16 protein-coding genes are annotated in these 21,173 nt (G+C 71.4%); 10 read left to right on the forward strand and 6 right to left on the reverse strand.

The window, feature by feature from the left end; all coding sequences use genetic code 11:
• Together ABFX54_RS51205 and ABFX54_RS51210 are read right to left on the reverse strand one after the other, a co-directional pair.
• On the reverse strand, window positions 1-4,511 hold a 4,511-nt coding region (locus tag ABFX54_RS51205; RefSeq protein WP_428834660.1), incomplete at its 3' end, for an RHS repeat domain-containing protein.
• Between the two features lie 525 nt (window positions 4,512-5,036).
• Window positions 5,037-6,077, reverse strand: coding sequence for a LacI family DNA-binding transcriptional regulator (locus tag ABFX54_RS51210; RefSeq protein WP_346114502.1), 1,041 nt, complete (start codon window positions 6,075-6,077; stop codon window positions 5,037-5,039).
• Window positions 6,078-6,310: 233 nt separating this feature from the next.
• Between ABFX54_RS51210 and ABFX54_RS51215 the strand changes: the two genes are divergently transcribed.
• Together ABFX54_RS51215 and ABFX54_RS51220 are read left to right on the forward strand one after the other, a co-directional pair.
• On the forward strand, window positions 6,311-6,904 hold the full coding sequence (locus ABFX54_RS51215; RefSeq protein WP_346114503.1) for an MFS transporter: 594 nt from the start codon (window positions 6,311-6,313) through the stop codon (window positions 6,902-6,904).
• Window positions 6,826-7,620: an MFS transporter gene (locus tag ABFX54_RS51220; RefSeq protein ID WP_346114505.1), complete on the forward strand. Its 795-nt coding sequence runs from the start codon at window positions 6,826-6,828 to the stop codon at window positions 7,618-7,620. Before ABFX54_RS51215 ends, ABFX54_RS51220 begins: the two co-directional genes overlap by 79 nt.
• On the opposite strand, the gene ABFX54_RS51225 is transcribed toward ABFX54_RS51220, so the two are convergent.
• Window positions 7,617-8,210, reverse strand: coding sequence for a TetR/AcrR family transcriptional regulator (locus tag ABFX54_RS51225; protein WP_346114506.1), 594 nt, complete (start codon window positions 8,208-8,210; stop codon window positions 7,617-7,619). The genes ABFX54_RS51220 and ABFX54_RS51225 overlap by 4 nt on opposite strands.
• Window positions 8,211-8,306: 96 nt before the next feature.
• On the opposite strand from ABFX54_RS51225, the gene ABFX54_RS51230 reads away from it, so the two are divergent.
• Entirely contained in the window at window positions 8,307-9,215 is a 909-nt protein-coding gene (locus ABFX54_RS51230; protein WP_346114507.1) for an NmrA/HSCARG family protein, read from the forward strand.
• On the opposite strand, the gene ABFX54_RS51235 is transcribed toward ABFX54_RS51230, so the two are convergent.
• Together ABFX54_RS51235 and ABFX54_RS51240 are read right to left on the reverse strand one after the other, a co-directional pair.
• Window positions 9,166-10,155, reverse strand: a complete 990-nt coding sequence (locus ABFX54_RS51235; RefSeq protein ID WP_346114508.1) for a CE1 family esterase — start codon at window positions 10,153-10,155, stop codon at window positions 9,166-9,168. The genes ABFX54_RS51230 and ABFX54_RS51235 overlap by 50 nt on opposite strands.
• 32 nt (window positions 10,156-10,187) lie before the next feature.
• Window positions 10,188-11,078 (reverse strand): alpha/beta fold hydrolase, encoded by an 891-nt coding sequence (locus ABFX54_RS51240; protein ID WP_346114509.1) that lies wholly within the window; start codon window positions 11,076-11,078, stop codon window positions 10,188-10,190.
• Between the two features lie 156 nt (window positions 11,079-11,234).
• On the opposite strand from ABFX54_RS51240, the gene ABFX54_RS51245 reads away from it, so the two are divergent.
• The 3 genes from ABFX54_RS51245 to ABFX54_RS51255 all read left to right on the forward strand — a co-directional run bounded on the left by ABFX54_RS51245 (window position 11,235) and on the right by ABFX54_RS51255 (window position 13,140).
• The gene (locus ABFX54_RS51245; RefSeq protein ID WP_346114510.1) at window positions 11,235-11,813 is read left to right on the forward strand and encodes a TetR/AcrR family transcriptional regulator; all 579 of its coding nucleotides are present in this window, start codon (window positions 11,235-11,237) and stop codon (window positions 11,811-11,813) included.
• Between the two features lie 204 nt (window positions 11,814-12,017).
• Complete coding sequence (locus ABFX54_RS51250; RefSeq protein ID WP_346114511.1) at window positions 12,018-12,542, forward strand: zinc metalloprotease; 525 nt, start codon at window positions 12,018-12,020, stop codon at window positions 12,540-12,542.
• Between the two features lie 13 nt (window positions 12,543-12,555).
• Window positions 12,556-13,140: a hypothetical protein gene (locus ABFX54_RS51255; protein ID WP_346114512.1), complete on the forward strand. Its 585-nt coding sequence runs from the start codon at window positions 12,556-12,558 to the stop codon at window positions 13,138-13,140.
• 50 nt (window positions 13,141-13,190) lie between these two features.
• Here the strand turns inward: ABFX54_RS51255 and ABFX54_RS51260 are convergent, their stop codons facing one another.
• Window positions 13,191-14,846: a serine hydrolase gene (locus tag ABFX54_RS51260; RefSeq protein WP_346114513.1), complete on the reverse strand. Its 1,656-nt coding sequence runs from the start codon at window positions 14,844-14,846 to the stop codon at window positions 13,191-13,193.
• 221 nt (window positions 14,847-15,067) lie between these two features.
• Between ABFX54_RS51260 and ABFX54_RS51270 the strand changes: the two genes are divergently transcribed.
• The 4 genes from ABFX54_RS51270 to ABFX54_RS51285 form a co-directional block, all read left to right on the forward strand.
• Complete coding sequence (locus tag ABFX54_RS51270; RefSeq protein WP_428834661.1) at window positions 15,068-16,030, forward strand: GbsR/MarR family transcriptional regulator; 963 nt, start codon at window positions 15,068-15,070, stop codon at window positions 16,028-16,030.
• A gap of 1,042 nt (window positions 16,031-17,072) precedes the next feature.
• A complete protein-coding gene (locus tag ABFX54_RS51275) occupies window positions 17,073-18,422 on the forward strand; it encodes a sugar transferase (protein ID WP_346114514.1) in 1,350 nt (449 codons plus the stop codon).
• A gap of 2 nt (window positions 18,423-18,424) precedes the next feature.
• Window positions 18,425-19,738, forward strand: a complete 1,314-nt coding sequence (locus ABFX54_RS51280; protein ID WP_346114515.1) for an O-antigen ligase family protein — start codon at window positions 18,425-18,427, stop codon at window positions 19,736-19,738.
• Window positions 19,735-21,173 (forward strand): lipid II flippase MurJ (locus ABFX54_RS51285; RefSeq protein WP_346114516.1); only part of this gene is annotated, 1,439 nt, incomplete at its 3' end. The genes ABFX54_RS51280 and ABFX54_RS51285, both read left to right, overlap by 4 nt.

Genomic DNA, 21,173 nt, shown 5'->3' on the forward strand with positions numbered 1-21,173 from the left:
CCGGACTGGGGTGAGCCGCTGGCGCAGTCGTCCGTGGCCGTCCACGCCGAGGTCATCCGGCGCAGGTGGTCGTAATTGAAGCACTGCGTGTCCTGGGCGGCCCGGTCGGCGATCTTGGTGATGTTGCCGGCCGCGTCGTAGCCGTAGCTGAGGTCCAGGTCGCTGGCGGACGCGCCGGCCCGGTCCAGCCGCATGCCGGTCAGGTAGCGGGTGCTCTCGTCGTGGGTGTAGGTCATCCAGGTCTTCTTGGCGCCCTCACCCAGCTCGTACTGGAGGATCTCTCCCATCTTGGAGTAACGGGTCGCGCTCACGTACGCCGACAGGCCGGTGACCTTGACCGGCTGGCTGAGCCCGTCGTAGCTGTAGACGACCTGCTCCTCGGCCAGGCCGCCGCCCGCGGGGAAGCTGACCGACTGCACCTGGTCGTCGAGCGTGTAGCGGGTGTTGAGCTGGTAGGTGCCGGCCAGCTTGCCCTCGCGCGCCGGGATGGTGACGGTCTGGCGCAGGGCGCGGTAGTCGGCGTCGATGGCGTTGATCTCCGCCGTGTACGCCTGCCCGCCGACATAGCGGATGCTGGCGTGCAGTTCGCCCTTGGCCAGCGCGTCGTACTTCCACTCGGCCAGCAGGGTGCCGCTCGCCGACCCTTCGCGCAGCTGCGTCTTGCGGCCCAGGGCGTCGTAGCCGTACCAGAGCGTCTTGCCGCGCGAGTCGGTGGTGGTGACGATCTCGTCGGCGTCGTTGTACGTCGTGGTCGTGACGCCCTTGTCCGGGTCCTCGGTCCTGATCTCCCTGCCGCGCAGGTCGTAGTGGTGCTTCCAGACGTTGCCCGCCGGGTCGGTGACCGTGGACAGGCGGCCGGCCTGGTCGTAGGTGTACTTGGTGGCCTCGTACTCGCCGGTCGGGGTGGCGCCCTTGTACTGGCGCAGCTCGATCAGCCGGTCCTCGGCGTCACCGATCCGGGTGGTCGCGGTGCCTCCAGGGGGCGGGGTGACGTGCAGCCGGTCACCCTCCTCCTTGGCCGAGACCCGGTACTTCTCCGCGCCCTTGGCCTTGAAGACCTCGGCGTTGACCTCGCCGGTGCCGTCGAACAGCGACACGATCTGGTTGGGGACGGCCGAGTCGGCCACCGCCAGCAGTTCGGTGGCGGGCGCGCCGGTGGCGAAGTAGCCGGTGTTCTGCTTGTACTCCTCTCCCTGGGAGTTGTGGAAGGTGTCGGTGATCGTGCGGCCGTCACGCAGGGCGGGGTCCTGCGTCTGGTCGTCCGTGGGCGCCGGCTCCTGGGTCTGGCGCTCGCGCATCAGGCCGTCGTAGAGCTCGTAGCTGGTGGTGTAGCCGCCGTCGGCGCGCAGCGTCTTGGTGGTGACGTAGCTGGGGCCGTCGGTCCGTGTCGTGTAGGAGTACTCGGTGCTGGGCGACTGGCCGGCCGCCTTGTTCCGGTCCGGCTGCCAGACCTTGATCAGGCGGCCGAGCGCGTCGTACTCCATGTCGACCCGGCGGTTGTTCTCGTCGATCTCGGCGACGGGCTCACCCCAGGCCGGTTCGAGCAGGGTGCGCTCGGTGTGGCCGAGGTCGTTCGTCTCCGTGGTCTCCGTCGGCGGGGCGCCGGTGGCCGGGGTGTAGCTGGTCACGGACTTGGTGCCCACGGGGTCGGTCTCGCTGAGCTCGCGGCCGTAGGCGTCGAAGGTGCGGACGGTGCCGTTGATCGTCTGCCCGTCGGCCGAGACGAGCTCCTGCACGGAGGTGACGTCGCCCTTGGTCGGCGGCTGGCCGTTCGCCTGGCCGTCGTACTGGACCTTCTCGTCCGAGAGCACCTCACCCGCGGCCAGCGTGGACATCGGGGTGCCGCAGCTCGCGGCCACCTTCTGCACCCGGCTGGGGTAGTCGATCATCCAGGAGGTGTCGTTGCGGGCGTAGGTGTAGCGGACGCACTGGTCGTCGGCGGTGGTGGCCAGGTCGCCCTTCTCCTCGACGGTGGCGAGCAGGCCCTTGGCGTCGTACGAGCGCTCCTCGCCGGTACGCCGCCACGTGCCGCCCGTCATCGCGGTGCGGGTGACCATGGACTTCGGCTGGACCACGTGCGCGGCCTTGGTGATGCCGCCCTGCGTGGACTCGGCCGTCTTGACCGACCACGGCTCCTCGGCGGTCGCGGTCACGATGGCGCCGCCGTCGCCGTCGTACATGATCTCCTCGCGCTCGAAACCGGCGAGCTGGTCGAGGTCGTCGAGCTTGCCGCCCTCGGAGTCGACCACCTGCACGCTGCGCTTGGAGCCGTCGGCCTGCTTGTCGCCGTGCATGCCGCGGAAGTAGCGGTACTCCGTCAGCGTGCGCTTGGTGTCCTGGCCGTCGCCCTCGCGGACGCGGACCCGGCCGAAGCCGCGGTAGTCGGCCCACGTGCGGTGCTCGGGCTTGACCAGGTTGGTCTCGGCGTAGTGCCAGCCGGCGCCGTCCAGGTACTCGTAGTCGGTGACCACGCTCGGTGAGCCGGCCACGCGGTCCACCTCGACGGTCTGGGTGACCAGGTACTTGTGGAACCAGTCGGTGACCTCGGCCTCGTTCGGCGGGGCCCAGCGCTGCGGGAAGCAGCGCCTGGTGTTCTTGTCCGCCGCGGGCACGTCGCCCGGCTTGCAGTCGGCCGCCGAGTAGTTGATCCGCAGCTCACCGCCGGACTCGTTGTCGATCGCCTGGACCCGCCACTTGACCAGCGGGGCGCGGCCCTCGTCGGAGTCCACCCGGTTGGGCAGCTGCACGCCGATGAACTTCACCGGGGGCAGCGAGAGCGTGCCGCCCACGTGACCGGTCTGCTGCACCGAGGCCAGCCACAGCGCCGGGCTCATGCCGTCGCCGGAGGCGGGGAACTGGTGGGCCAGCGCCCAGGAGTCGACCGGGTAGTACTGGCCCGCGGCGTTGAGCACCTGGGTGGTGACCTTGGTCAGCCGCTTGCGGGTGAAGAACGTCGGCGCCAGCCGGTCGGTGCACTTCACGCCCGAGTCGCAGATCTGGTCGAAGGGCACGTCCGGCCAGTGGCTCGCGGTCTCCTTCTTGAGCTGCTCGGGAGCACACGTGATGGTGCCGCTGGGCAGGCAGCGCTCGGCGACGTCGAACACCACGCGGGCGGCCGGCGCCTTGGTGAACAGCTCACCCTTCAGGTAGCCGTAGTCGATGCGGGTCAGGTAGGCGGAACGGTCGTACACGGTGCCCTGTTCGGGCTTCATGTTCCGGCCGTAGTAGTTCTTCTCCTGGGCGTACCAGTACGTGGTGGCGTTGCCGTGCGTGTCCACCTCGTAGTCGAGGTTCCACCGGTAGCCCTGCTGGCACCAGGCGTTGGCCGGGGTGCTGCTGTAGCACGGCTCACCGCTGTTGTTGCCGAACACCGGCACCGTCTGCACCGACTTCGTCTCCGGCTTGCCGCTGGCCCAGCCGGGCAGGCGGTTCTGGCCGAAGGTGTACTGGGTGCCGTCGTCGGTCGTGACCCGCCAGTACTCGCCGTTGTTGTCGCCGTTCGTGGCGCCGGTCAGGAGCTCGATCCTGGTGCCGTCGTCGCGCTTGGGCCGCCACTGCTTGGTGGTGGCGTCCTTGACCAGCTCGACCGAGGAGTCGCCCAGCGACATGGTGGCGTTGTCCTGGTCCCAGCACAGGTCGCCGGTCTTCTTGCCGTCGATCATGCAGGACTTGTAGCGGCGCTCGATGTAGCCGCTGGGGTTGAGCTCGAAGCCCTCGCCCGCCCAGGACGCCTGGTTGTTGGTGGAGGCGGTGCGGCCGTCCACGCTCTGCGAGGAGTAGCCGAGCGACAGGTTCGGCTCCTCGCCGCCCAGGGACGGAGGCGTGCGCATCTCGTAGCCCCAGGTGAAGTCACCCGACTGGGTGCCGACGCTCCAGTCGGACGAGGCCGACAGGGAGGTGGCGGCGTGGTCGCCGGACGGGCCCGAGGCCGCCGCGGTCAGCGCGTACAGGCCGCCGGTCTCGACCTCGGCGCTCACCGTGCCGGTCTTGGCGTTGTTCTCGCTCTTCACCGGCTCCGGTGCGGCGCAGCCGGCCGCGCCGGTGAGCGCGCACTCCTCCAGCTTGACCAGCCGGAGCCGGGAGCCGTAGTCACCGCCGTAGGCGTGGCGGAAGCCGGAGTAGTCCACCTCCACCTGTGTCTTGACGGGCTCGGCCGCGGCCGTGGCCGCGACGCCCTGTCCCGGGGTGATGCGCATGGCCAGGCCGAGCAGGTCGGTGTCGAGCAGTTCGACGCCGATGGGGGCCGCGGCCTGGGCGGTCCTGGCGTTGCTCCGCGCCAGCTTGACCGGGAAGCCGGCCGCCAGGGTGGAGGCGGAGCCGCCGCCCAGCTCCGCCTTCTGCGGTCGCGGCCAGCGGACTTCAGGTGGCGCCTTCCATGCCTGCTGGGCGGCGGGATCGGCCATCGGCGGCTTGACGGGGACCTTCCCGCCGGTCACCGGAGCCTCTTTCTGCGTGGCCGGGGCCGAGCGCGGCGCCGCGTAGGCGGGCATGGCGTAGGCCATCTCCACCATCAGGACGACCGCGAGGACGGGAGCGAGTCTGCGGGGCCAGCGCGATTCCGGCTTGGCCTCGTCCGTCGCGAAACGGTTCCACGACGCGTCCGGATGGTCTGGCTCTCGGGGGGATTGCCGGAGGCCGTTCCATCGGGATTCCGGCAGCTCTAATTCACTCGGCTGATCCATCAAGCTCCTCCAGGGGGGTGTGCGGTGCGGCCGGCCGAGCGGGCTGTGCGGTGCTCAGCCGGTCATCGAAGGCGCGCGGACCCGGCGGGGTCACGCTGGATGAGGAGACGATCTCAACGGTGCGGCCGGCCCTTTCCGCCGGCGTGACGGACTCGACGGCCGGCGGACGAGCCGCCGGACGGGCGTCCTGAGCTGGGGATATGCCCGGGAAACGGACACCCGGGCATGATCAGCGATATCGCTCGGTGATCGCATCATCGCCGCGAGGCACCCGCCGGTCCTGACTTTTGCTCTTTCTGCTCAAAAAATTTTCAGTGTGAGGACGGCTCTGTAAATTTTCGTCTTACCGGGCGATCAGGCCGTCGTCGACTGGCGTTCGATCAGCTCGGCGGGCAGGCGGGTGCTGGTGCGGGGGCGGTCCGGCTCGGCGATCCGGCGCAGCAGCAGATCGACCGCGGCCGTGCCCGCCTCGTCGGCCGGCAGCCTGATGGTGGTCAGGGACGGCTGCAGGTAGGCCGCGAACGGGTGGTCGCCGTACCCGAGCACGCGCACGTCGCCGGGGACGGTCAGGCCGCGCTCCCTGATGGCCCGGTAGGCGCCGAGCGCGAAGTAGTCGTTCGCGGTGATCAGCAGGTCGGGGTGGTTGTCCCGGGTGATCAGGTTCGACGCCAGCGCGTACGCGTCATCGGGCCGCCACGGCTGGGTGGCGCCGCTCGTGCGGTGGGTGGGCACCTTGAGCACGAGCGCCTGCTCGCTGGCGACGCCCAGCCGGTCGAGGGCGCGACGGAAGCCCGCGATCCTGGCGGCGACCGTGCTGATGCGCAGGTCCTCCTCCAGCAGCCAGATCCGCCGCACGCCGGGACCGGCCGACCGGACCACCGCGTCGGCGATGGCCGACTCCGCGTCGATGCCGACGAAGTCCAGCCCGCGGCCGGGGATGTCGCGGCTGAGCTGCACGACCGGGATGTTCGCCTCGCTCAGCCCGTCCCACACGTCGCTCCTGAGCTCGGTGGCGACGCCCAGCACGCCGTCCACGCCGAAGCGCAGGAGCTGCTGGACCGCGCGCTCCTCGTTCTCGGCGGAGTCCTCGGTCACGAGGAGCAGCACGGAGTAGCCGGCCGCGCGGCACTCCCGTTCGACCGCCGAGATCAGCGCGGCGTAGAAGGGGTTGGACGGGTTGGTGATGACCAGGCCGACGACCATGGTCCTGCCGGACACCAGCGAGCGGGCGTGGCTGTTGGGGACGTAGCCGAGCCGCTTGGCCTCGGCGCTCACCAGAGCTCTGGTAGCCTCGCTGACCTGGTCTTTCCCGGCCAGCGCGCGCGACACGGTGTTCGCCGACAGGCCCAGCCGGTCGGCCACATCGCGTAGCGTCACCCGTTGCGAACGTGCCATCCCCGTCATCCTCCGGCTCAGCTCTTGCCCCGCCACGTAGATCCGCAGTCTGGCAGCAGGGGCGCCGGCACCGGAAACCCTGCGTGGACTGCTCTCATTAACGTTCATGCTAGCGGCGGATCGGAGAACCCCTTGACCTGTTGAACTGGACACTCGTAGTGTAACGCCCACATTAACGTTAATGGTCCGATTGCCAAGGACACCGTCAGCAGGCTGTGATGAGGGAGCAAACGATGACGCTGCGGCTCAGCCGGGCCACGATCGCCTCCACCGTGGGCACCGCGCTCGAGTGGTACGACTTCTCGCTGTACGGCACCGCCGCCGCGCTGGTCCTGCCCCTCGTGTTCTTCCCGTCAGGTGACCCGGTGGCGGCGACCCTGTCCTCGCTCGCCACGTTCGCCGTCGGGTTCTTCGCCCGGCCGGTCGGCGGCATCGTGATCGGCGTGCTCGGCGACCGCGTCGGCCGCAGGACGATGTTGTTCGTCACCCTGCTCCTCATGGCGGCGGCGTCCACGCTGATCGGCCTGCTGCCCTCCTACGCCGCCATCGGCCCGGCCGCGCCGATCATGCTCGTGGCGCTGCGCGTGGTGCAGGGGCTCGGCGCGGGCGGCGAGTACGCGGGCGCCATGCTGATGTCGGCCGAGCACGCCGAGACCAGGGCGCGCGGGCTGAACGCCAGCGCGCCGACCCTCGGCAACGCGGTCGGCTCGCTGGTCGCGACGGGGTCTTCTTCCTCGTCTCCGCGCTCATGTCGCACGAAGCTTTCATCGCGTACGGCTGGCGCATCCCGTTCCTGCTCAGCGTCCTGGTCGGCGTGGGCGGCGTGATCGTGCGGCTGAAGGTCTCCGACACCCCCGAGTTCCGCGAGGCGAAGGAGAGCGGCGGGCACGAGCGGGCTCCGCTGCGGGCGCTGTTCGCCACCTCAGGCCGCAAGATCGTGCCGGGCATGCTCATCAGCGTCGCGCCGAACGTGATCAGCTACCTGCCGTCGGTCTACGCCCTGACGTATCTGACCACGCACGTGCACGCCCCGTCCTGGGTCGGCCTGACCGCCGTGGTGATCGCCAACCTGGTCAAGCTGGTCACCGTGCCGATCGCGGGCCTGCTGTGCGACCGGTACGGGCGCCGCCCGGTGATGGTGGCGGGCTCGGTCTCGGCGGCGGTGCTGTTCTACCCCTTCTTCTTCATGCTCGACACCGGCACGCCCGTGGTGATCTGGGCCGCCTTCGTGATGATCTTCACGCTCTGCAACGACCTGACGCTCGCCTCGCAGGCCACGATGATGTCGGAGCTGTTCGACGTACGGCACCGCTACACCGGCGTCACCTTCACCCGTGAGATCACCGGCGCCGTCGTCGGCGGCTGCATCCCCTTCGTGGCGGCCTGGCTGGACGACTGGTCGGGCGGGCGGCTCTGGCCGATCGTGGTGGTGTCGGGCCTGCTGTGCCTGCTGTCGGCGTTCGGCACCCGCTTCATCGCCGAGCCCGCCCACCTGCGCCGCTCAGCGTCGGCGCCGGCGCCGAGCGACAGCCCGGCCGCCTAACGCTCCGCCGCCGCCCCGTCGCCGTCTTGTGCAGGGCGGGGGCTGATCCCCTGGACGGCCAGGGCGAGCAGCCGGTGCGCCTCGGCGACCGGGTCGGGGTGGCGTTCCGTGGCCAGCGTGATGCCCGTGACCAGAGCGACGAGGTCGGCGACCGTCACGTCCTGCCCCACCGCACCGGCCTTCGCGGCGTTGCGCACCAGCGGCGCGACCGCCCCGCCGATCTGGACCGCGCAGGCGTTCGCGTGATCGGCCTCGGCCTGGCCGTCCGGGACCAGCACGTCGGCCATCCCCCGCGCGGAGGCGGCGTACGTGGTGAGCGCGCCCAGCCACTCCAGCAGCGCGGTCCGCGCGTCGGCCGCCTCCGCCAGCTCCCCGGCGCGGGCGCACAGCGCCTCGACCCGCTCGTGGAACACCGCCTGCAACATCGCCCGCCGGCCGGGGAAGTGCCGCCGCACGGTGGCCGAGCCGACTCCCGCGACGCGGGCGATCTGCTCCAGGGAGGCTTCCGCGCCGTGCGCGGCCACCTCGGCCTCGGCCACGGCGAGGATGCGCGCGTAGTTGCGCTGGGCGTCCGCACGCCTGACGGTCATGGCGTCATCTCCGAACTTGCTAAGTGGCGGGGTCCTCCGTATCGTACCAATCCATAACCGGCGGACCCCGCCGTTTCGTATCCACCGAGGAGAACCATGTCCGCACACTCCGCACCCGTCCTGGTCATCGGTGCCACCGGCCTGCAAGGCGGCGCCACCGCCCGGGCCCTGCTCGCGGCCGGCGTCCCCGTACGGGCGCTGGTCCGCGACCCCGGCAGCGACCGGGCGAAGGCCGTCGAGGCGCTCGGCGCCGAGCTGGTGACCGGCGACCTCGACGACCGCGACTCGCTCAAGACGGCGGCGGACGGCGCCCGCGCCGTCTTCTCCGTCCAGATGCCCGACGTGAACGGGCGCGCTTTCGAGGGCGAGGTGGAGCAGGCCGTCAACCTGATCGAGGCGGCGCGGGCGGCCGGCGTGCCGCACTTCGTGCACACCTCCGTCTCCGGAGCCGGGTCGCACACCGGCTGGGTCAAGGACGAGTGGGCCTTCATGGAGCCCTACTACACCGCGAAGGCCGGCATCCAGGACCGGGTGCGCGAGGCGGGCTTCGAGCGCTGGACCATCCTCAAGCCGAGTTTCTTCATGGAGAACATCCGTCCCTCCGTGCGGATCCTGTTCCCCCGAGGGGTCGAGAACGGGCTGGTGACCCTGCTGAAGCCCACCACCGAGCTGCGGCTCATCGCCGTGCGCGACATCGGCGTGGCGGCGGCCACGGCCATCACCTCGCCCGAGCGGTTCGACCGGGTCGAGCTCGAGCTGGCCGGCGACATCCAGTCGATGACGGCCATCGCCGAGATCCTCTCCCGCCACCTGGGCGTCGAGCTGACCGCGCCCGACATGACCCCGGAGGAGGCGGTCGCGGCGGGGATGCCCGACATGGGCTTCGGTCAGGCGCACGCCAACTATCACAGTCAGCCCGCACGTCCGGAGTACGCGCGCGCCCTCGGCCTGCCTCTCACGACGTTCGAGGAGTGGGTCCGGCAGAATCTGCGGCCCGGTTCCTGACCGGCTCCGGCCGCTCGCGAACGTCGGCGAAGAACTCGGCGACCAGGTCGGCGGTGCTGACGTCCTGGTTGGTCCTGCCGATCACGGCGGGCGCCTTGGCGGGGCCGGGGATGGTGTGGCCGCCCCCGTGCACCGTGTAGAGCACCACCGGCGGCCGGCCCTCCTGCCGGTAGTCGGTGCGCTCGACCGTCGTCCGGCCAGGCGATCCGGGCCGGTGCGGCAGCGTCGTCCTGACGGGTTCGGCGGTGATGCCGTTGCGGGTGGCGAAGTAGGCCGCGGTTCGCGGCATCGACAGGCTCTGCCCGCCGACCTTGAACGCCGTCCGCACCCACCAGCTCGGCTCTCCGCCCTCGTACCGGATGATCGGGTCTTTAGTGCCGTGGACCAGCAGCACCGGCATCGGCGCGGGCGGCGCCGAGGCGAGCAGGAAGTTCTCCGGCGCGGGCATGGTCGCGGCGATCACCGCCGCCCCTGCGATCAGCTCCGGCGCCTCGTGGGCCAGGCGCATCACCATCTGCCCGCCGTTGGAGTAGCCCACCGCGAAGACCCGGCCCGGATCGATCCGGTGGCTGACGGTCAGTTTCTCGATCAGCGCCCGGGTGAACGCGACGTCGTCGACGTTCTCCAGCCTGGCCGGGAACGCGCTGGCGCGGCGGGCGTCGTTCCAGTTGCCCCGATGGCCGTCGGGGTAGACCACCACCGCCGTGCCGCGCTCCGCCGGCGCGTCGAAGGCACCGCCGGTGAACGTCCTGTGCTTCGCCCCCGTCTGCCGGGATCCGTGGAAGATCAGGAAGAGGGCGCGGGCGCCCGCGCCGCCCTCCGGGCCGTCCTCCGGGCCGTCCTCCGGGCCGTCCTCCGGGCCGCCTTCCGGGCCGCCTTCCGGTCCGACCACGATGTACGTGCGCGTTCTGCCGCCCGCCTCGATGGTGTGCTGGGTCATGTGATCCTGTCCCTCGTGTCGTGTCATGCCGGTCAGCCGAAGAAGCCGATGAGGGTGCGGGCGGTCCACCGCGGCGCCTCTTCCGGCAGGAAGTGGCCCGCGTCCGGCGCGAGCGCGCCGGTCACGTCGTCCGCGACCTTCCGCATGACCTGCTCGACCGCCTCGCCGGAGCCGCGCTCCCCCGCGGCGGCCAGCACCGGGATGGTCAGCGGCGTCCGCGCCAGGTCGGCGATCTGCGCCACCGACTCCTCCGCCCGGTAGAACGCGAAGCTGGCGCGCAGCGCCGCGGGGTCGCGCAGCGCGTCGACGTAGACGTCCACCGCGTGCGGCGGGATCGCGTCCGGCGTGGCCGCCTTGGAGGCGAACTGGTGCCCGAAGTAGATCTCCTCCCGACCGGCCACCATCCGCTCGTTGATGTCGCCCAGCCGGTTGAAGGCGAAGTGCCAGAGGTACTCGTTGAGTGCGGGCTCCATGAGCAGGGGCGGCATCGGCGACAGGCCGGGGAGGATCGCCTCCGCCACCGCGAGCCGGGTGACGCGGTCACGGTGACCGGCGGCGAGCGCGTACCCGACGATCATGCCCAGGTCATGGCCGGCCACCGCGAAGCGCTCGTGGCCGAGCGCGGTCATCAGGCCGGCCATGTCGGCGGCGAGCGTGACCGGGTCGTAGCCGGTGGCGGGCTTGTCGCTGGCGCCGACGCCGCGCACGTCGGCCGCCACAACCGTGAAGTGCTCGGCGAGGGCCGGCATCACCAGGCGCCAGCCGTACCAGAACTGCGGCCAGGCGGGCAGCAGCAGCAACGCCGGGCCGCGCCCGCCGGTCACCGCGTGCAGGGTCAGCCCGTCCACCTCGGCGGTCCTGCTGGTGAAGGTGGCGGTGAAGCCGTCGGGCAGGTGCGGGACGTCGTTCACGGTGAAGCGCATGGAAGTCTCCTGAAGTCGGCGGCCGCCCGCGCGAGCCGGATGATCGAGCCGGCCGCCCGCGCGAGCCGGATGACCGAGCCGGCCGCCGGCGAGAACCGGATGGCTTATCCGCTTCACGTAACACAAACGGATGAGCCATCCGGTTATGCTGGTGCCATGACCGCCGCCCCGCTGCGCAAGGACGCCGCCCGCAACTGGCACCGCATCGTCGAGGTGGGCCGCCGGTTCGTGGACGAGGGGACACCGATCCAGCTCAACGACGTCGCCCGGGCCGCCTCGGTCGGGGTGGCCACGGTCTACCGCCACTTCCCCACCCCCGAGGCGCTGGTCGAGACCGTCGCCACCCCCGGGTTCGAGGCGCTGCTCGCGCAGGCCGAGCGGGCGCTGGCCTGCGACGATCCCTACGCGGGGCTGCGCGACTTCCTGTACGCCTCCGTCGACGCGCTGCTCGCCGACGCCTCGCTCTCCCCCGTTTTCGCCGCGCCCGTGAACGTCCTGCCGCACACCGCCGAACTCAAGCAGCGGCTCGCCGATCTGTCCGGGCGGATCCTGGAGCGGGCGCACGCGACGGGCGCCGTCGATCCCGGTGTGACGCAGGATCACGTGGTGCCGCTGATGTGCGGGGTGGTGTACGCGGCGTCCGTACATCCCGCCACGGACGCCGAGGATCGGGCGGCGGCGGGGCGCCGCTTCCTCACCGTCATGCTGGAAGGGCTCCGCGTCCGCGCGAACTGACCGCCGCCGGGGCTGGCGATCATTTGGCTCACGGCTGTCTTGACACGTGATCACGCAGGCTTGCATACTCCCTTCCAGGTTCTTCGAAAAGCCTTTTCCTTTCTCTCCCCGCCCGTCGGGCCCTACTTTTTCCCGGGTTTTTCCGGCTCGGTCTCCCGCATTCAGGCGCAGCATTCTCGGACACGCAGGGAGTGACCTTTCGACATGCCTTCGAAAGTGTTGGGACGTACCGCACGACGGGGGCTCGCGACCGCCGCCGTCCTGGGGTTGATACTGACGACGGGCGCCAATCCGGCATTCGCCCACTGGAACGGCACCGGCCAGGACATCGCCAGCATTCACATGCTCCCGTACAGCTACAACAGCACGTGGCAGACGCCGATGAACAAGGCGCTGGCCAATTGGAACGCCACGTCGAGCCCGGCCAACTTCTACAAGAACTCGAATTCGGGTTCCACCATCACGGTGAAGTCGTACAGCAACACCTGGTACGGGACCTACCAGCGGTGCGGCGGGATGTGCATGTACATCAAGCTGAATTCGCGCACCATCAACCGGGACGCCTCGAACTTCGCCAACTTCGTCACCAGCACGCTCGTCCACGAGTTCGGGCACGCGCTGAACCTCGCGCACAACTCGAGCACGTCGATCATGAACACGAGCCGTAACCGCAACTCGATGACGAAACCCCAGGCGCACGATGTCAGCGACGTCAACGCCTACTACTAAAGGAGGCCGCCAAGTGCTACGGCGTCTCGGCGCGCTCGTCCTGACCGCGCTCTTCGTGACCGCGTGCTCGTCCCACGACGAAACCGTTCTCTACCGTGCCGACTACCCCCAGTACGAGAGCGCCGGCGCGCTCTTCGACCGGGCCAGCCTGGTCGTCGAGGCCCGGATCGTCGGCGCGCCGCGCTACCTCCAGGAAGTGACGGAGCCCGAGCCCACGACGACGGATCCGCAGCTCAACCCCGAGGCCGGCGCCCCGGCCGAGGCGGCCGGCGACCAGCCGGACCCGCCGCCGATGGTCATCACCGTCTCCACCGCGCAGGTGGTGAAGGTCTTCAAGGGCGAGGCCAAGGTGGGGCAGACCATCGAGGTCAAGGAGCTCGGCGGGGTCTTCGACGGCGTGACCTACGAGGAGGAGCACACCAGCGAGCTGAAGCAGGACAGCGGCTACGTCCTGTTCCTGGAGACCTTCCCCGACTCTCCGGCGGCGCTGCTCAATCCCGTCCAGGCCAAATATCCGCTGGACGCCTCGAACAATCCGGCGCCGCTGCCGGAGAACACCATCAAGGTGACGCGGACCGAGCTGGAAACGATGTCCTGACCGTTTTCACCTGTGCCGGGGCCTGTCATTCGTACGGGCTCCGGCATCATTCATGCCGCCGGGAGCCCGACCGCGTTGGCCGCGTCGGCCTCGAAGTATTCCGTCGTGGCGAAAGGACCGGCGTGGTCCTCGAAGAAACTTCTGACGGCGTCGATCGAGTCGTGCACGATGACGTTGACCGCCCTGGTGCCGTCGGTGCTCGCCACGGCCACCGTCCATCTCGCGCCCTGGGGCAGCCGGCCGTACGCCGTTTTGACGGATTCCCAGAAACCGTCGCCGTCGGAAATGCTGGAGACGGCCATGACGTGCACGGTGGCGCCTTTCTCGTCGATTCTCGGATGAACGCGGCAGTTGAGGTGGAGGTAACGGGCGACGCCGTTCTCGACGTCGTAGAGGGCGAGCGTCTGCGGGTCTTCGAGGGGGTCGTCGGAGCGCATGAGGAAATGGGTGTCGCTGATCGGGAGCAGTTCATGGTCGAGCTGTTCCGGTTTGCCGAGGAGTTGCGCCTCCATGGGGTTCAGAGTGTGTTTCAGATGGAGTTTTCCGGCGTCCGCCGTCACGTCGTAGCGGGTGCCGGGGCGTTCGTAGGAGCCCTCGTACCTGGACAGGTCGAGCACGAGGGCCGGGTCCGGCTCCGGCAGGGCGGGGATGGTGGGCGCGCCGAGGGCGGACAGGATCTCGTTGAAGACCTTCCGGTAGAAGCCGTCGTGCGGCCCGGCGTTCGCCAGCATCGAGACGGCGATGCCCGGCTCCGGCAGGATGCGCAGCCGGGCGCTCTGGCTGACCGCGCTGCCGTCGTGGGCGTAGACGGTCTGGCCGTGCCAGTCGCACACAATGAGGCCGAGCGCCCATTCCGGGCCGAACGTGTACGGGTCGGGTACGGGGACCCGTGACGTCGTCATCTCGCGAATGGCGTCCGGTGAGACGATGACGGTCCCGTCCGGCGCCCGGCCCTCGTTGAGGATGACGTACGCCAGCGTGAGCAGTTCCCCGGCGGTGGTGCTGACGTTGCCGCCGGGGCCGAAGGCGCGAGGCAGGTGCGTCAGCGGCGAGCGGACGGGCCCCTCGTCGAGGGATCTGATCAGGTAGCCGGTCGCGGCGCGGTCCGGGTCCACGTGCTCGGGCCGGGTGCTCGTCGAAATCAGCCCCATGGGGACGAACAGGCGGTCGCGCATGATGTCGTCCCACCGCTTGCCGTCGATCACCTCCATGATGCGGGCGAGAATCGCGTAGCCCAGGGCCGGGCTGTAGCCGTGCGTGTGCCCCACGGGGTGGACCTGCCGCGCGTCGGCGATGTTCGCCACCATGCGCTCGTACACGTCGTCGTCCTCGCCCGGATCTGCGTAGCTCTCCTCGATGCCGCTGGTGTGGTTGAGGAGGTGGCGGGGTGTGACCCGGGCCCCGGCCTCAGGGTCGGCGACGCGGAAGCCGGGAAGGTAGGCCCGCACCGGCTCGTCGAGTGCGACCTTCCCCTCGTCGACGAGCTGCATGAACGCGAGGGCGGTCCAGGTCTTCGACACGGAGCCGCACTGGTAGACGGTGCCGGTCGTCGCGGGCTCCCACGTGGAGACGTTCTTGACGCCGGCCGCGAACTCGGTGCTCTTGCCGCCGGCGAGGACGCCGATCGTGGCGCTCGGGATGCGGTGCTCGGCGAGCAGCGCCGAGAGGCGGGCTCGCATCAGGGGGACGTCCAGGGGTCGTGTCATCGGGGGGTTCCTTGTCCTCCGCGAATGTTTCCGAGGCAATAAAGGCTACGTAGCGTTTCATTTCTCGTCAACAAAATAGAACTCATACAGAGCTTTCACCTGGCCTTTCTCGCAGAATCGTTGCAACAACAGTGTCGGGAAATGCAATTCACGCCGATCGATCGTTGCAATGTACTGTTGGTGAACGCACCCGTGAACCCGAACCGACAGGCGGCGAGCCGATGCCCGGAGGCAGGCTGACCCACGACGATCGCCGGCAGATCGCGAGCTGGCTGGCCGAAGGGCTCGGCTACGCCGAGATCGCCAGGCGGCTGGGCCGGCCCACGTCCACGATCAGCCGCGAGGTGGCACGCAACCGAGCCCCCGGCGGCTACCTGGCCGACCGCGCCCAGCAGGTCGCGGGGCAGCGCGCCCGCCGCCGCAGGCCGGCGGCTCAGGAGGGCGAGCCGCCGGCCGGGGAGGAGCCGTCCGCGCGCGAGTTCGTGGCGCGGTTCGCCGCGCTGCTGGCGGGGACCGGCCTGCCCAGGATGCCCGCGCGCGTGTTCTCCTGCCTGCTCGTCTCCGAAGCCGGCAGCCTCACCTCCGCCGAGCTCGTCCGGCGGCTGAAGGTCAGTCCCGCGTCGGTGTCCAAGGCCATCGGCTACCTCGAAGGGATGGGGCTGGTCAGGCGTGCCCGCGACTCCGGCCGCCGCGAGCGGTACGTCATCGACGACGACGTCTGGCTGCGCGCGTTCGAGACCGACACCGGCGCCCACGCCGAGGTCGCGGCGGCCGCGCGGCACGGGATCGAGATCTTCGGCGCCGGCACTCCCGCCGGCGCCCGGCTGGGGCGGATGGCGGGCTTCTTCGCCTGGATCCACGAGCAGATGAACGGCAGCGGTCTCACCGACGCCGCTATGCACGACGGGCTGACGGTGCTGGCCGCGCTGGTGCACGCCGCCCGGCCCCTCACCGTGACCGACCTCGCCACCGCGCTCGGCTGGCCCGCCCGGCGGGCGGGCACCGCGCTGGACGCGATCAGTCGCCGTCCGGCCCGCACCGATCCGCTCGTGGTGGTGCGGACCGGGCGCGGCGCGTACGCCGTCACCCCGAGGTCCGACCGGCTGAGCTCCGCCCAGCGTGCGGCGCTGGGCGCCGGTGCGCGCTCGGCCCGGGACAAGCCGGACCAACACCCCCAAAGCTAGACCCTGATCGGCCTGGGACGCCTGAACCAGGCCACAGGTTCACTTACGCACGACCAAGAAAGCTTGATCATGGGAGTCGGGGTGGCTCGTCACGCAATCGCCTTCGTGAACCTAATTTCGGTGATGACGCATCTCTTCGGAGCCGAGGGAATCCCGTGCTGAATCACATCCTGGAGGACGGTCGCGCGCCGACCGCCACCGGTCTCGTCCCGGCTGTCGGCCTGGCCGCGCACGCCACCGCCAGGTCTCTCGCGCACGGACACGAACGATGTCTGCCGGCGCCGGGGGGCCGGCCCGCGGTGTAGCCCGGGTTCCACCCCGGCACCCCGGCACCGGCTGGGGCGCGACGACCCGCGAAGGACCAGCCGGCGACGCCGTCTCGGGCGGTGATGCGGATCCATCCTGCCGCGCGATCGAGGCGCCGCCGCACGGCGCACCACTGCCGTCCGGTCCCGCCGCCGTCCAGTGCCGCCACCATGCGACGCCACCGTACGACGCCGCCAGGCAGGGCCTCCGCACGGCGGTCTCGTACGGCGGCCCGGGTGGCAGCGCCGGGTGATGGCGCCGGGTGATGGCGCCGGGTGATGGCGCCGGGTGATGGCGCCGGGTGGCGGCGTCGTCCCGCCGCATCAGCGACCGCGCACCCGCACTGACCGAGTGACCGGCTCCGGCCGGCCGTCCGCCGAGCCGTCGCGGGACATCGAGGGACATCGAGGGACGCGAGGGGCGTCGGGCCGGTGATCGCCGGGCCGTCCTGGAAGCGCCGCCGTCGATCCGTGCCGGACCGACCCGGCCGCGCCGCCACCCGAGCAGGCGGCGGGCCCGCTCGGAATGGGCGTCACGCCGAGCGTCCCGCGCACGCCCGAGCACGGCACTCAGCGAAGGGGCGAGGGGGAGAAACCGCACGCGGCGAGGGGCGAACCGCACGCGGGCACGGCGCACGCGAGCACGGGCGCGTGGGTGGGGCGGGCATCGGCTTTCGGGCGGATCGGGCCGGCCGATCAACCGTTGACCTGGTCGAACTAGCTATTCCGGAGAAGCAGTGGCTGTAAGTATCAGGGCCCCCCGCCAGATCGTCTGGCGGGCCGGAGCCCAGAGGGTGGGGCATCGGCGGGCTGTCCAGCCGCTCGGCCTGGCCGGCGTCGACGTGGTGTGCATGACGGTCGCCGCGGCCGGCGCCGAGCAGGACCTCCGCCGGATCGCCGTCGCGGGGATCGTCGTGCTGGCGCTGAACGGCGCCGGCCGGGTCTACGTGCCGCGCATCGTGCCCTCCTGCCTCGATCGCGGCCTCTGGCTGGCGGGATCCGGTCTGGTGAGCGTCCTGGTGGCCTGCTGGGGCGCGGCGTCGCTCGTCGAGGTCGTGCTGTTCGCGGGGCTGTTCACGTTCCTCGCGGTCTGCGGCAGGAGCGTGCTGTGCCTGGCGGTCCGCAGGGCGCGCGAGCGCGGCAGGTCCGCGCCCACGCTGGTGGTCGGCGCGGGCGCGCACGGTCACCGGCTCGCGGACCTCCTGCTGGCCCATCCTGAGCACGGCCTGCTGCCGGTGGGATTCCTGGACGAGGGCGCGGGAGAGAGCGGGTGCGTGCCCGTACTCGGCGGGCTGAGCGACGTCACCGACATCGTGCAGGCGCATGGGGTGCGCGCGGTGGTCATCGCGGGGGTGGCCCGGCAGTCGTTCGCCAGGACGGCGCGGGCGCTCGGCTGCGAGGTGTATCTCGCGCCCGACCCGGACGACGCGATCGTCGACTTCGTCACGCTGCACGAGCACGTGCGCAGCTTCCCGCTGCTGCGCATGCGTCCCGAGGCGCAGCGCCGCGCCTCCTGGCCGGTGAAGCGGGTGCTCGACGTCGCGGTGGCGCTGACCGGGCTCGTCCTGACCGCGCCGATCCTGGCGCTCTGCGCCGTGATGGTGCGCTCGGAGGTCGGCCCGAAGCCGCTGTTCAGGCAGCAGCGCGTGGGGCTCGGGGGCGGGCCGATCGAGCTGCTCAAGCTCAGGACGATGCGCTCGGCCGACCCGCACGAGTCTGCGACGCTGTGGAGCATCGCCGACGATCACCGGGTCGGCCCGATCGGCAGGTCGCTGCGCAGGACGTCGGCCGACGAGCTGCCGCAACTGTGGAACGTGCTCAAGGGCAGCATGAGCATCGTCGGTCCCCGCCCGGAACGCCCGCATTTCGTGGAGCGGTTCTCCCGCACGATCCCCGGCTACGACCTGCGGCACCGGCTGCCGGTCGGGCTCACCGGCTGGGCCCAGATCCACGGCCTTCGGGGTGACACCTCGATCGAGGACCGCGCCCGTTTCGACAACTACTACGTGGACGGCTGGACCCTCCGCTCCGACATCAAGATCATGATGCGGACGTTGTGGTGCCTGCTGCGCCGGAGCGGGAGCTAGCCGTGCGCGTCCGTTTCCGGCCCAGCCTGCTCGCCGCCGCGCTGGTGCTGCTGACGTGCCTGCCCGCCCGGCACGAGGAGCTGTCCTCCGGGGTGCGGCTGACGGCCGCCGACGTGATGTCGCTCGTGCTGGCGGCGGCGGCGGTCGCCGTCCTGCTGACGCGTGCGGGGGGCGCCGTCCTGCCGGCCCGTCCGGGGGCGGAGCGGCTGCCGGCCCGTGCGCTGGTGTTCGCTCCCGTCGCGGCGGCGGCCGGTGTCTCGTTGCTGGCTTCCGCCGACGTGCTGGCCGGTCTGCCGGGTTATGTCAGGTACGTCCAGGTCTTCGTGGTCATTCCGCTGGCCGTCCTGGTGGCGGTACGCGACCGTACGGACACGCTGATCGTCGGCGGGGCACTGGTCGCGGCGGCCGCGGCACAGGGCCTGGTCGGCTGTGTGCAGGCGTTCACCGGCACCGGCGCGTCGTACGCGGGCGAGCAGGTACGGGCCGTGGGCACGTTCGGCGCGCCGGACGTGATGGGCATGGCCGGCGTGGTCAGCTTCGGAGCGATCGTCCTGCTGGGGGCCGGGCTGACCCTGCGCGGCCGGCTCCGGGGCGCCGCCCTGACCGGCGCGGCGCTGCTCTGCGTGCCGCTCGCCCTGTCGCTCAGCCGCGGCACCTGGCTCGCGCTGGCCGGCGCCTGCCTGGTCGTGCTCTTCCTGCACAGCCGCGTGCTCGCCGCGCGGGTCGTGCTGGCCGGCGCGGCGGCCGCGATCGTGCTGGCGCTCGGCGTGGGCACGGGGGCGGACCCGCTGGGACGGCGGCTGGACTCGGTCGCCTCCTCCGTGTCGCAGCCCGACCAGTCGCTGCGCGATCGGTTCAGCCTGTGGCGAACCGCCGTGGACATCTGGCTGGAGCACCCGGTGACGGGGGCCGGTCCGCGTGGTTTCGCGCAGTTGCGTGACACGTACGCGCCGATCGAGCTGTCCAGCGGCAGCGACACCGAGGACCCGGTGCACGGCTTCGAGCGCCGGCCCCTGCTGTCGCCGCACAACATGTACCTGCTGACGCTCAGCGAGCAGGGGCTGCTCGGGCTGGCCGCCCTGGCCGGATGCCTGGCCTCACTGGTGTGGTGGGCGGTGCGGGAACGTTCGCTCATCGCGGCCGGGCTGCTGACCTGGCAGATCGTCGACTTCTGCTACGGCGACATCGGCGGCGCTCCCACGCTGGTCATGTCGGTGGCGCTGGGCCTGGCCCTGTCGCTGGTCACGCGCCGCGAGACTTCCGCGTTCCCCGGCGTACAGCCCGAGGTTGTCGGCGGCGGCGGTGGTGTGCGATGACGGCGACGGCCGCTCCGCGGGCGGCGAAGGCCGTCGGGGTCACCGCCGTGCTGGTCGGGCTCGGGTCCGGGCTCGGGTTCGTCCGAGATCTGATGCTGGGGACGACCTTCGGCGCCGACGCCGAGACCGACGCGTTCCTCGTCGCCTGGACGATCCCGGAGACCGCCGCTCCGCTGCTGATCGAGGGGGCGATGGCGTTCGTGCTGGTCCCCCTGTTCAGCCGGGCGCTGGAGGCGGGCGACGACCTGCGCAGGCTGGTGTCGTCCACGATGCCGGGGCTGTGCCTCACCCTGGCGGCGCTGAGCGCGGTGACCGCGGCGGGCGCGCCGTGGCTGGTCGGCGTGCTCGCCCCCGGCATCCCCCGGGCCGAGCTCGCCGTCGGCTGCATGCGCCTGACCTCGGTCACCATCCTGATGTTCGGCCTGGCCGGATACCTGAGCGCGGCCCTGCGCGCGCAGCACACGTTCGCGCCGCCGGCCGCCATCTACCTCGCCTACAACGCGGGGATCGTCGGCTGCGTGTGGGCGCTGAGCGGCCAGGGCGCCTTCGGGGCGGCGGTCGGCGTGGCCGCGGGCGGGGTCGGCATGGTGCTCGTCCAGGCCCCGGCCTTCGCCCTGCGCCTCAGCCGTTCCCGCGAAGCCTCCGGCGGCACAGCCCGCGGCGTCGACCACGAGCCCGCCGGCGCTGTGGCGTTGTCGTGGGCGGTGTTCGTGCCGGTCGCGGTGTTCACGCTGGCCCGCCAGAGCCAGGTCTTCATCGAGCGGTACGTCGCCTCGTCCCTGCCGGAAGGCTCGATCTCGCACCTCAACTACGCGCAGAAGGTGTCCCAGGTCGCGATGGTCGTGTCGCTGATCGCGGCGACGGTGAGCTTCCCGCGCCTGGCCCGCGCCATCGCCGCCGGCGACCGCGCCGCGGCCCGCGGGACGCTGCTCGCCGACCTGGTCGCCGCCGCCGCGATCGTGCTGCTCGCCACGGCGATCCTGCTGGTCTGCGCCGGGGACGTCGTCACCGTTCTGCTGCGCTACGGCGCGTTCACCGAGGCCGACGCCGCCGCCACCGCGGCGATCATGCGGGTGTACGTGCTCGGCCTGCTCGGCCAGGCGGTGGTCGGCGTCGTCTGCCGCGCGTACTTCTGCGGCGCCCGCGCCTCCTGGTACCCGGCGCTGGCGATGGCCACGGGGCTGGCCGTGATGGCGGTGCTGGCCCGGCCCTCATGGGGCGTCACGGGGATCGCCGCGGCCAACGCGGCCGGGATCACGGTGACCGCCGTGCTGCTGCTCGTACGGCTCCGCGCCCGGATCGTCGCGCTGCCCCTGCGCGCCTCCACCGGGCCCGTCGGCCTGCGGCTGCTGTCGGCCAAGGTCGCGGCGGCGGCCGGCGGGGCGCCGCGGGCCGCGCTGGCGGGCCTGCCCCCGCCGCTCGCCCTGGCCCCGAC

The sequence above is a fragment of the Nonomuraea maheshkhaliensis genome (assembly GCF_039529435.1).
GTDB lineage: Bacteria > Actinomycetota > Actinomycetes > Streptosporangiales > Streptosporangiaceae > Nonomuraea > Nonomuraea maheshkhaliensis.

Bases quoted from the DNA above. Each gene is read 5' to 3' on its own strand.
- ABFX54_RS51235 (WP_346114508.1), bottom strand. From the start codon at position 10,155: ATGACCCAGCACACCATCGAGGCGGGCGGCAGAACGCGCACGTACATC.
- ABFX54_RS51240 (WP_346114509.1), bottom strand. From the start codon at position 11,078: ATGCGCTTCACCGTGAACGACGTCCCGCACCTGCCCGACGGCTTCACC.
- ABFX54_RS51260 (WP_346114513.1), bottom strand. From the start codon at position 14,846: ATGACACGACCCCTGGACGTCCCCCTGATGCGAGCCCGCCTCTCGGCG.
- ABFX54_RS51245 (WP_346114510.1), top strand. From the start codon at position 11,235: ATGACCGCCGCCCCGCTGCGCAAGGACGCCGCCCGCAACTGGCACCGC.
- ABFX54_RS51215 (WP_346114503.1), top strand. From the start codon at position 6,311: ATGACGCTGCGGCTCAGCCGGGCCACGATCGCCTCCACCGTGGGCACC.
- ABFX54_RS51230 (WP_346114507.1), top strand. From the start codon at position 8,307: ATGTCCGCACACTCCGCACCCGTCCTGGTCATCGGTGCCACCGGCCTG.
- ABFX54_RS51220 (WP_346114505.1), top strand. From the start codon at position 6,826: ATGTCGCACGAAGCTTTCATCGCGTACGGCTGGCGCATCCCGTTCCTG.
- ABFX54_RS51250 (WP_346114511.1), top strand. From the start codon at position 12,018: ATGCCTTCGAAAGTGTTGGGACGTACCGCACGACGGGGGCTCGCGACC.
- ABFX54_RS51270 (WP_428834661.1), top strand. From the start codon at position 15,068: ATGCCCGGAGGCAGGCTGACCCACGACGATCGCCGGCAGATCGCGAGC.
- ABFX54_RS51225 (WP_346114506.1), bottom strand. From the start codon at position 8,210: ATGACCGTCAGGCGTGCGGACGCCCAGCGCAACTACGCGCGCATCCTC.
- ABFX54_RS51210 (WP_346114502.1), bottom strand. From the start codon at position 6,077: ATGGCACGTTCGCAACGGGTGACGCTACGCGATGTGGCCGACCGGCTG.